Here is a 10,704-nt window from a genome sequence, read left to right on the forward strand (position 1 = left end):
GTCCCCCTTTAATTAGTATCTAATCCAAGTTTTCCTTGTTAAACAAAGGTCTTATTTATTTTTAACTTGGCTCATTACTTCTTCAGCAAAGTTATCAACACGTTTTTCAATACCTTCGCCTACTTCGTAACGTACAAACCCTTTAAGGGTAGCACCTTTTTCTGCTACAACCTGTTTTACTTTTTTATCTGGATCTTTAACGAATCCTTGCTCAAGTAAACAGATCTCTTGGAAGAATTTGCTTAGGCGGCCTTCCACCATTTTTTCAACGATATTTTCTGGTTTTCCTTCGTTTAATGCTTGTGTTTTTAATACTTCACGCTCTTTTTCTACTTCTTCTTCAGAAACAGCATCACGTGATACATAACGAGGATTTACTGCTGCTACGTGCATTGCAATATCTTTAGCTGTTTCTTCATCTGTGGATCCTTCTAATACAGTTACAACACCAATGTTTCCACCCATATGAATGTATGCACCAAATGCATCATTATCAGTCTTTTCAAAGATTGTAAAACGACGAAGAGAGATTTTCTCCCCAATTTTAGCAATATTAGAATTGATGTATTGCTCTAACACTTCGCCATCACCATGAAGTTTTTGTTGAAGAGCAGTTTCTACTGAATCGGGCTTCTGGTTAAGTAGGTGCTTACCTAATTCAGCTAATAAGTTTTTAAACTGATCATTTTTTGTAACAAAATCTGTTTCACAATTTACTTCTAGAAGTACAGCAGTGTTACCTTCTACTTCTACATATGTAGAACCTTCAGCAGCAATACGGTCTGCCTTTTTAGCAGCCTTTGAAATACCTTTTTCACGAAGGTAATCGATTGCTTCATCAATATTACCATTTGTTTCAGTTAGTGCTTTTTTACAGTCCATCATACCCGCACCAGTTTTTTCACGAAGTTCTTTTACCATTTGAGCAGTTACAGCCATTGTTAATTTCCTCCTTGGTTTCCGTATAGTAGTATTCCCTTAAAAAAAGGTGATAAAAGGTTCCCCTTCTATCACCCCTAAACCTTTTGTTACTCAGATACAGCTTCAGTTTCTGCTTCTTCAGCAACTTCTTCTGTAATTTCACCTTGCTTAACTTCTAAAATAGCGTCAGCCATTTTAGCAGTAAGAAGTTTTACAGCACGAATAGCATCATCGTTTGCTGGGATTACATAATCGATTTCATCAGGATCACAGTTTGTATCCACAATACCCACGATTGGAATGTTTAATTTGTGTGCTTCAGCAACCGCAATACGCTCTTTTCTAGGATCGATAATGAATAAAACATCAGGAAGTTTATTCATATCTTTAATTCCACCTAAAAATTTCACAAGACGTTCTTTTTCTTTAAGAAGTCCAACAACTTCTTTCTTTGGAAGTACATCAAAAGTTCCGTCTTCTTCCATACGCTCGATGTCTTTTAATCGGTTAATACGTTTACGAATCGTACCGAAGTTAGTTAATGTACCACCTAACCAACGTTGGTTAACGAAGTACATACCAGAACGGATCGCTTCTTCTTTAACAGATTCTTGTGCTTGCTTTTTAGTACCAACAAAAAGTACAGTTCCTCCATCTTGAGCAACTTCCTTAATGTAGTTATAAGCTTCATCAACCTTTTTAACTGTTTTTTGAAGATCGATGATATAGATGCCGTTACGTTCTGTGAAAATGTATTTCTTCATTTTCGGGTTCCAACGGCGAGTCTGGTGACCAAAATGTACACCAGCTTCCAAAAGTTGTTTCATTGAAATAACTGCCATAATTTCTTCCTCCTAAAGGTTTTTTATCCTCCGCTTGCTTCATCTTTACGTAAGGACTAGAAAACCAGCACCTCTTACATAATCCACAAACGTGTGTGATTAACACCAAAAGTAAATATACCACATGCTAAACTTGCAATCAAGCAAATTATGAGTTTTTACGATGAAATTTTAACAATAACTCCACTTCCGTCCTACCCAAGCCGAGTTTTTTCGCGATTGCTTCCGGTGATTCACCTTGATCAAATAGTGCAAATACTTTACCAGATTGCGACTGTTCAACTGTATCTTGTTCCATATTCTCAAGTGGCGGAACATATTCGACATTTTTTTTAACCTTGTCTTTTTGTTGGGGAATAGGATATTGTTCAGCGTTATTTTGTTTTTTGTCCATTACTGGTCTAGCTGATTCAATACTGGTATCCTTTTGTTGACTATGGTTTGGATAAAGTGGAGTCCCTTGTTGTATTGAGTCGATAAATTTATCGTTTTCCTCACGTATTTCTAGCAGGTAGACGGCTAACAAATCTTCCATTTCTTTAATATTTTGTTTTTGCTTTCTGTCTATTTCTTCAAAATTCTGTACTTTTTCTTTCATTGTACGAATAAGAGTAAAAGCTAAAATATGTAATAAAAAACTAACTAACAATAAAATTATAACCATAAAATCCCTTCTTAACCGTTAAAGTCAACTTTATTTCCTAAATAAGGATGATTAATATGTATGTGTGGTGACTGTGATCCTTCATTATTCTGCTGATTATCCACAAAAGAGCTGTTACTCAGTTCTTGTTTTTGTTGATTATTTATATTATTTTTTTTATTCGTGTCATTTACTTGCTTCCTTTTTTGCTCTTCCATTGCAGATTGATTTTCTGCCATCATTTGCTGTACCAATTTGCTTTGTTGTTGCATTTGATCTTGTATTTTACCAGCATCATGTGTCCTCGGCAAGGCCACCTGCAATTCTACAGGTTTCCAACTCATTATTATCACTCCTTAGGGTCTATTCTACCTTAAATGATCGGTTAATGGTCACCAAATTACTCCTATCAGCTTCCATAGATTCAACATTTTAGGGAATTCAACCCTAAAGCGAGTGTATTTCTATTTCACTATCTTTCAAATAGACTTGTGTAAAATGATAATTAGTAGTAATGGATTTTGTATATTTATCAAACGTGATATGAACATTAGGATGTAGAACACCTTTTGCAACTAATTTCATTCCTTCTAAGTTACCTATGGTTACCTGGAGTTCCCCTAATTCTTCTTCTATTTCTTCAAGTTGTTTTATTGTTTTTTCCAACATATTCCGCTGTTTAAGTAATAAAATCCGTTCTTTGGTGCTGAGACTTGATGATTTTTCTTTTACCATTAAGCTATTTCCTAATTGCCTTAATTTGCTTATATTTTCTGTTTGCTCTTTTTTTCGGGCATATAATTCCTTTTCACGGGCTTTCACTTTATTATTGATGCCGAATGAAAGGTCTGTATTCGTATTCATATTATTGCCAATATCTTTTGCTTCAATCATTTTACCAGCTGAACTCATACCCCCAATAATATTGCCTGACTGACAGAAAATATTCTCTTGTGCAACACAGTGACTGTGTAATATCGAATTTTTAACAATAATATCTCTACCAGCTTCAATTATTGCTTGATTTACATAAGCAGCCTTTACATCTAAACTGGCTATAAGTGTTGCCTTTTTCATGCCTGAGATCCCCTCGGAAATATATATACTCCCCCCCGCTTCTAGATAAGCTGATTCCACTAATCCGTGAACGGTTATATCTCCTTGAGCTTTGACGGAGTATCCTGTTGGAACATTTCCCCTGATTGTGATTGATCCTACAAAATCTAAATTTCCTGTTTTAAGCGATAAGTCCCCATTCACCTCAAAGTTAGGTTGAACATGGATACTCTTTTCTCCAATTGACAACTGTCCATCAGCACGAGCATAGAACGTGTTGTCAGACTGTGAAAAATCAACATTTTTACCTGCCTTTATCTTTACAGGTTTCCCTACTTTCTGTTTGACAGGTTTTCCATATATATTTGTACCTGCCATTCCTTCTGTAGGGGGGATGATCTTAGCAATTTTATCATTTATCATAACGGAGGGAATTTTAATAACATCTCGGAACGTCCTTTTCTCCTCTAATTCCATATAGATAGATTGTTCATGATAAAAGTGGATACTTCCGTCGGCTCCATTTTCGGGATCTTTGCCAACTGCTACAGTATATGATTTGTTTTCATCTGTTCCATTTAGTAATAGATCATTTAGAACATTCTCTTGAATCCCGAAAACGATTCCCTTGTCAACTAAGAGTTTTTTTAAATCTTCTATATTTAACATTTCTGGACCATATGCTTCTTTGAAACAGAAATCTGCTTCCATTGCTCCTTTAGTTATTTCTACTGAGATCGTATTTTGTAACGCTTCCATTAACTTCATCTCCTATTGTGTACTGAAGTTCTATTGAAAAGAAGGTAACCAAATAAGATAAAAATCTCTATAGGTTACCTTTACTTTATTAATTAATGAACTTGTGTTAAGGATGATTTTAATTTAAAGATAGCTTGTTTATGAATTTGTGAAATTCTAGAAGTAGTTAATTCTAAAACTTTACCAATTTCGGTAAACGTTAATTCTTCATGATAAAATAAACTAAGAATAATTTGTTCATTTTCATTCAAGTTACGAATGGCCTGTTCTAATTCTAAATGGTCTTCTTTTGTTTTCAAAAATTGTTCTGGTAAGGGTGTTTTATCATCTGGAATCGAATAACCTATTCCATCTTTGAATTCATCACCATTATCATTTGAATTCTCTTCTATCGACAGAAGATTAGCAAATAAATTATCTTTAATTACTTCTTCTACTTCTGAAGAGCTCCATTGTAATTCTTTGGCTATTTCTTCAGAAGTGGGCGATCGATGAAGTTGTTGTTCCAATCTATGTGATTCACGCTCTACTTTTTTTGCTTTGTCTCTTGATGACCTGGGTAGCCAATCCTCTTTACGTAATCCGTCTATAATGGCACCCCTGATTCGGAAAGAAGCATAAGTTTCAAACTTTAAGTCTCTTGAGTAGTCAAATTTCAAAAGTGCATCATACAATCCAAACAACCCTAAACTTTTTATATCATCTTTGCTTACGTTCTTCGGTAAGTGAATGCCGATTCGTTGTACATGGTAGTTTACTAGATAAGTATAGTTCTCAATTAATTTATTCGCGTTATCATTATCTCTTTGATTTATCCAGTTTTCCCACAAATCATTTTTTATAGATGCCTGATTGATCATTGGTAACCACCTCACATTAGCCCTTTTTCTGAATTAATAACCATACTTTTATTGCTAAATTTCAGTTTCACCTAAATGAACCGTCTTTACTTTTAATAGACCCGTTTCTGGTGAAAACTCAATGGTCCTTCCACTGCTACCTCCTACATCCTTAGCCATAATCGGTATCCGATAGTGATCAAGCATATGGAGTACAGCCTCCACATTCCGTTGTCCAACTCGGAGCATATCATTGGATGATGTAAAAGAGAACATTTGCGCTCCTCCTGCCAATTTTGCTTTTAAAGCAAACTTTCTAGCCCCCAGTCCTACAATATCATTAACTAGTATTTCAATAGCTGTATCTGCGTATTTCAATAGATTCAAGTTTTCTCTTTTAGATGATGTGGAATCAGGTAACATAACATGAGCCATTCCAGCCAATTTAAGCGGTAAATCATATACTACAACACCAACACAAGACCCTAACCCTGAAGTTCTTAGTACCTCAGGAGATTTAGTAAACTTTAAGTCGGCTATTCCTACTTTTACGACTTGATTGATCACATTCATTGCTCCCTAACACCTAGTGCTTCAAAAATTTTCACAAATGATTCCGGATCTGGCAAAAGGAAAAAGTGACCATTTATTGCTTTATTAGCATTGTCTAGTTCTTGGATATTCGTATCAATAATAATGGCATAATCACTTTCTTGAGATAGTTCTATCAATCCCTGAATCAGTACTGCACCAGCCATATCCATGTGTAGGGACGGAACAGATGGTTGCATGTTAATTGAAGTGAAATCGGATAAAGCCGATAAATAAGAGCCTGCCAATATATTCCCGACCTCTTGTAGTGCTGATAGACCAAGCTCTTCAATTGGTGGTTCTGTTAAAGAAAAAGTCGAATTTCCAGTAACCTGTTTAACAAAAGTTTCGGCTTCTGAAGGGGATAGCACAAAAAACATACTTCCTGGCGCTTCCCCTTGGATTCTCAAAAAGACAGAGACGATTAACTCGTCTGGTCCTCCTACCATATCCATCATGTCATCGAACCCTACAACTCGAACAGAAGGCACTTTCATGTCTACCTTTTGATTTAATAGCTTAGACAGGGCCGTTGCGGCATTTCCAGAACCGATATTACCGATTTCCTTTAAAATATCTAACTGATAATTGGATAAATGGTCCATAATAGATAACTTATCCTTCTAAATTATTAAGTTCTTTATAGTCTTGAGTAGATAACACCTTATCCAAATTCAAAAGCATTAAAAGGCGTGAATCTACTTTAGCAACACCTTCGATATAATCTGCATCGACCGTACCGATCACTTCAGGTGGAGGCTCAATTGCATCCTTAGCAATATCAATGACATCATATGCTGCATCTACAATTAACCCAACTTCCATTTCACTTATATAAACAATAATAATTCGAGTGCTATCCGTATATTCAGAAGCTTCGATACCAAATCGTTTTCTTAAATCGATGATAGGTGTGACAACACCACGTAAGTTAATAACTCCCGTTACAAAGTCAGGTGTCTGTGGTACTCTCGTGATGTGCAATTCACGTTCAATGGAACCTACTTGTTGAACAGGTATCGCATATTCCTCATCTTTTAATTGAAAGATAATCGCTTTTACAGTTTCATTACTCATTTCTGCCATTTTTAAACACTCCCTTAATTTACTTTATTAAAGAATTCGTATCGACAATTAATGCTACTTGTCCATCTCCTAAAATAGTGGCCCCAGATATTGCAAACACATCTTTCAAATAGTCCCCTAACGATTTAAGCACGACTTCTTGTTGGCCAATAAATGTATCTACTATTAAGCCTGCCATTTTGTCACCTTTTCTTATGATAACAATAGAGTAAAATTCTTCTTCCACTTGTTCACCTGGCACATCAAATACCTCTTTTAGTGAAATAAGCGGCACAACTTTCCCTCTAAAATCTATTACTTTTTTATTATGTGCATTTAAAATATCCGACTTACTCACAATTGCCGTTTCAATTATAGAAGATAGTGGAATTGCATATTTCTCCTTTTCAACTTCTATTAATAAAACGGAAATGATAGAAAGTGTAAGCGGGAGCTGAATAGAGAAGACTGAGCCTTTTCCAAATTCAGATTCAATTGTTATATTTCCACCAAGTGATTCAATCGTGTTTTTCACAACATCTAGCCCTACACCACGTCCTGATATGTCTGATATAGTTTCAGCTGTCGAGAAACCACTTGCCATAATTAATTGGAACACTTGTTTGTCTGATAAAGTATTCGCTTGTTCTTGCGTTATAACGCCATTAGAAATTGCCTTTTTCACTATTTTCTCTCTGCTTATACCCGCTCCGTCATCCGAGATTTCAATAAACACATGATTCCCACTATGAAAAGCATTCAATAATAACTTACCTTCAGCAGGCTTTCCTTTTGCTTCTCGTTCATTTGGGGTTTCAACGCCATGGTCCAACGCATTTCGAATTAAGTGAACAAGTGGATCACCGATTTCATCAATTACTGTTCTATCTAATTCTGTTTCTGCACCAACGATTTCAAGGTTCACTTGCTTTCCTAAATCTTTTGTAAGTTGACGTACCATACGAGGGAAACGGTTAAACACCTGTTCAATTGGTACCATTCTCATATTTAGAATAATATTCTGTAGGTCTCCAGAGATTCTTGTCATTCTTTCAACTGTTTCTTGTAGTTCTCCATGTTTTAGATTGGCAGAAATTTGTTCTAATCGGCCTCTATCAATTACTAATTCCTCAAATAAATTCATTAGGGCATCTAATCTATCAATGTTAACACGGATCGTCTTGTTATTAATGACACCATTGTTAGGTTTCTTTGCCGTTTTCTCAGCTGTCGCAGTCACTTCTGTAGCTTTATCTTGACCTTCATCAACCTTCTCAGAAACGTCATCCGATACACCTAGTTCAAATAGATTAATAGAGACATCCTCAATTTCTGATACCTTTAAAATACGTTTCTTTACATCATCGGCAGATTCTTTAGTTACCAATAAGACAGTAAAATCAAGCTCAAAATTCTCTTCTTCTAATTCTTGTACGGATGGATTTGCTTTAATAACTTCTCCTACCTGTTCCAATACTTCAAAGACCATATAGACACGTGCAGCTTTTAACAGGCAATTTTCATTAAGTCTGATATGAATTTCTTGATTCTGGAACCCTTTTTCTTCAGATTGTTGAAGAATTGCCCATTCAAATTGATCTAATTTTTCAAAGGATGAATCATTGTTTTTAACTGGTTTGCTAGAAGTCTTACTAGATTTATCTACCTCTTGATGTTCTCCAGTTTCAATTGCATTTAATTGGGCAACCAATGACTCTACATCTCGAGTACCATCTCCACCACTTGCAATATCAACTACCATTGCTTCAAGTTGGTCAACCGCATCTAATACTACGTCTAGAATATCTGAAGTAATGACTAACTTGTGATTACGAACTGCATCTAAAACGTTCTCCATTTTATGAGTTAGATTTGCTAAATCCTGATAACCCATGGTTGCGGACATCCCTTTAAGTGTGTGAGCAGAACGGAATATTTCACTTACTGTATCCATGTTTGTCGGTTCTTTTTCTAATATAAGTAACTGATCGTTCAACGACTGAATATGCTCTTTGCTTTCTTCAATAAATACTTCTAAATACTCATTCATTTCCATCATTCATCACCTCTAAGCCTTTATTTTATTAATAAGAACATCACTTATTTCATGCAAATCTACTACCAAATCGACTAAATTTGTTTTTTCTGCCGCTTGAGGCATCCCATAGACAATGGCAGTGTTTTTTGACTCGGACACGATAAACGAATTTTCTTTTTTTGCCTTTAAATTGTGCAACGATTTGGCTCCATCAGATCCCATACCTGTCATAATCACCGCATATGCTCGATACTGCTCTAAATCAGCTACCGAATCAAACAGAACATCCACTGAAGGCTGATGACCATTCACAGGTGCCTCCTTCGTGATTTGGGCGATTAGGCTTTCTCCTCTTTGCTTAACTCGAAATTGATACCCTCCAGGAGCTATGTATGCAGTCCCTTTGGTTAGAATTTCGCCATCATCTGCTTCTTTTACCTCAATTTGTGATAGTGTATTTAACCGTTGAGCTAAGGAACGCGTAAAGCCGGCTGGCATGTGCTGAACAATGACAATTGGTGTAGGGAAATTTCCCGGTAAAGTCGTTAATACTTGTTGTAACGCCCTTGGTCCTCCTGTTGAGGTACCAATTGCAACTACTGTTTGATTTGGTTTAAAAGTAGTTATCCGTCTAAAAGGTGTATTATTCAGTTCTGTTTGCTTTATTATTTGTTGTATTTTTAACTTTGCAGCACTTTTAACTTTATCAATAATTTGGCTTTGAATTTTCTTGATATCCAAAGAGATAGAACCCGACGGCTTCGCGATAAAATCAATAGCACCTAAGGTCATTGATTCTATTGTTTTTTCTGCTCCCTCTTTTGTTAAACTAGAAAGCATAATAACAGGGATTGGAGATTTAGCCATAATCTCTTTTAACGTAGTTATACCATCCATAATCGGCATTTCCACATCAAGTGTCACTACATCTGGCTTTATTTGTTCTACTTTAGTTAACCCTTCCTTACCATTTCTAGCGGTTGCGACTACTTCTATATTTGGATCTGAATTTAGTATATCGGATATCATTTTCCGCATAAATGCCGAGTCATCAACAACTAATACGCGAATTAAACTCATGATAGTCTACCTTTCTTTAAGAACTGTTTTAACTTGTGTGTAAAAGGTACTGTCTCTTTTACATCCTGTTCGCTATAATCACGGACATACTGATCAACGATGCGGTTCATTGCTAACGATATCGATGATTTTGGTGCGTACAAAACAAAAGGTGTTTGACGAATAACTGCTTTTCCTACAGTACTATCGTCCGGCAAAATTCCTATCGTTGCTACTTCCTTTTTGATAAATTGTTGGACCACCTGAAATAAACGTTGTGAAGTTCGTAATCCTATCTTTTGACTAGGTGCCTTATTTACAATCAAACTCATAGGTAAGTTAAAACGTTTATGCGTCAAGTGTTTAATCATGGAATAAGCGTCTGTTAGAGAGGTAGGTTCTGGTGTTGTAACAACGATACACTCATCGACTGCTAATATATAATGAACGCTTTCCTCCGTGACGCCTGCCCCCATATCAAAAATAATGTAGTCGTAAAGACTCATTAATTCGTCAAGTTGCGACAAAAAATAATCGAACTTATCTTCATTTAAGCTAAAAATCTGATTTAACCCTGAACCTGCAGCAACATATGATAAGGAATTTGGTCCTAGTTCTATAATATCATGAATCGACAAATTTTGATCAAACAAATTTATAATTGTTTTCTTAGGAGTTAGACCCATTAAGATATCAATATTACCCATGCCAATATCTAAATCAAAAATTAGCACTTTTTTATTTTTCATTGCCATAGTCATAGAGAAGTTCAATGCAAAATTTGATTTACCAACGCCGCCTTTTCCACTAACAATTGCTAATGTTTTGGCTCTTTTTATACTACGTGACATTTCCATTTTTCTTCGTAGGTTTGCTGCTTGGTCACTCATG

At 35.7% G+C, this 10,704-nt stretch carries 12 protein-coding genes; all 12 read right to left on the bottom strand.

Annotated features, from left to right (window positions below):
• Nucleotides 1-51 precede the first annotated feature (51 nt).
• The gene (gene tsf, locus H7K77_RS08855; protein WP_186577444.1) at nt 52-939 is read right to left on the bottom strand and encodes a translation elongation factor Ts; all 888 of its coding nucleotides are present in this window, start codon (nt 937-939) and stop codon (nt 52-54) included.
• 89 nt (nt 940-1,028) lie between these two features.
• Nucleotides 1,029-1,763 (bottom strand): 30S ribosomal protein S2, encoded by a 735-nt coding sequence (gene rpsB / locus H7K77_RS08860; protein ID WP_186577445.1) that lies wholly within the window; start codon nt 1,761-1,763, stop codon nt 1,029-1,031.
• Between the two features lie 148 nt (nt 1,764-1,911).
• Nucleotides 1,912-2,427, bottom strand: a complete 516-nt coding sequence (locus H7K77_RS08865; protein WP_186577446.1) for a DUF6115 domain-containing protein — start codon at nt 2,425-2,427, stop codon at nt 1,912-1,914.
• An 11-nt stretch (nt 2,428-2,438) separates the two neighbouring features.
• The gene (locus H7K77_RS08870; protein ID WP_186577447.1) at nt 2,439-2,750 is read right to left on the bottom strand and encodes a hypothetical protein; all 312 of its coding nucleotides are present in this window, start codon (nt 2,748-2,750) and stop codon (nt 2,439-2,441) included.
• Between the two features lie 103 nt (nt 2,751-2,853).
• The gene (locus H7K77_RS08875) at nt 2,854-4,221 is read right to left on the bottom strand and encodes a DUF342 domain-containing protein (RefSeq protein ID WP_186577448.1); all 1,368 of its coding nucleotides are present in this window, start codon (nt 4,219-4,221) and stop codon (nt 2,854-2,856) included.
• Between the two features lie 92 nt (nt 4,222-4,313).
• Nucleotides 4,314-5,081, bottom strand: a complete 768-nt coding sequence (locus tag H7K77_RS08880; RefSeq protein ID WP_186577449.1) for a FliA/WhiG family RNA polymerase sigma factor — start codon at nt 5,079-5,081, stop codon at nt 4,314-4,316.
• 54 nt (nt 5,082-5,135) lie between these two features.
• On the bottom strand, nt 5,136-5,633 hold the full coding sequence (locus H7K77_RS08885; RefSeq protein WP_186577450.1) for a chemotaxis protein CheD: 498 nt from the start codon (nt 5,631-5,633) through the stop codon (nt 5,136-5,138).
• Nucleotides 5,630-6,256, bottom strand: coding sequence for a chemotaxis protein CheC (locus H7K77_RS08890; protein WP_186577451.1), 627 nt, complete (start codon nt 6,254-6,256; stop codon nt 5,630-5,632). The genes H7K77_RS08885 and H7K77_RS08890 overlap by 4 nt, the downstream gene beginning before the upstream one ends.
• A gap of 10 nt (nt 6,257-6,266) precedes the next feature.
• Entirely contained in the window at nt 6,267-6,728 is a 462-nt protein-coding gene (locus H7K77_RS08895) for a chemotaxis protein CheW (protein ID WP_186577690.1), read from the bottom strand.
• A gap of 28 nt (nt 6,729-6,756) precedes the next feature.
• A complete protein-coding gene (locus H7K77_RS08900) occupies nt 6,757-8,772 on the bottom strand; it encodes a chemotaxis protein CheA (RefSeq protein ID WP_186577691.1) in 2,016 nt (671 codons plus the stop codon).
• 12 nt (nt 8,773-8,784) lie between these two features.
• Nucleotides 8,785-9,834 (bottom strand): protein-glutamate methylesterase/protein-glutamine glutaminase, encoded by a 1,050-nt coding sequence (locus H7K77_RS08905; protein ID WP_186577452.1) that lies wholly within the window; start codon nt 9,832-9,834, stop codon nt 8,785-8,787.
• Nucleotides 9,831-10,703, bottom strand: coding sequence for a MinD/ParA family protein (locus H7K77_RS08910; RefSeq protein WP_186577453.1), 873 nt, complete (start codon nt 10,701-10,703; stop codon nt 9,831-9,833). The genes H7K77_RS08905 and H7K77_RS08910 overlap by 4 nt, the downstream gene beginning before the upstream one ends.
• Between the last annotated feature and the right edge of the window lies 1 nt (nt 10,704).

The organism is Aquibacillus kalidii (assembly GCF_014280935.1).
GTDB lineage: Bacteria > Bacillota > Bacilli > Bacillales > Amphibacillaceae > Aquibacillus_D > Aquibacillus_D kalidii.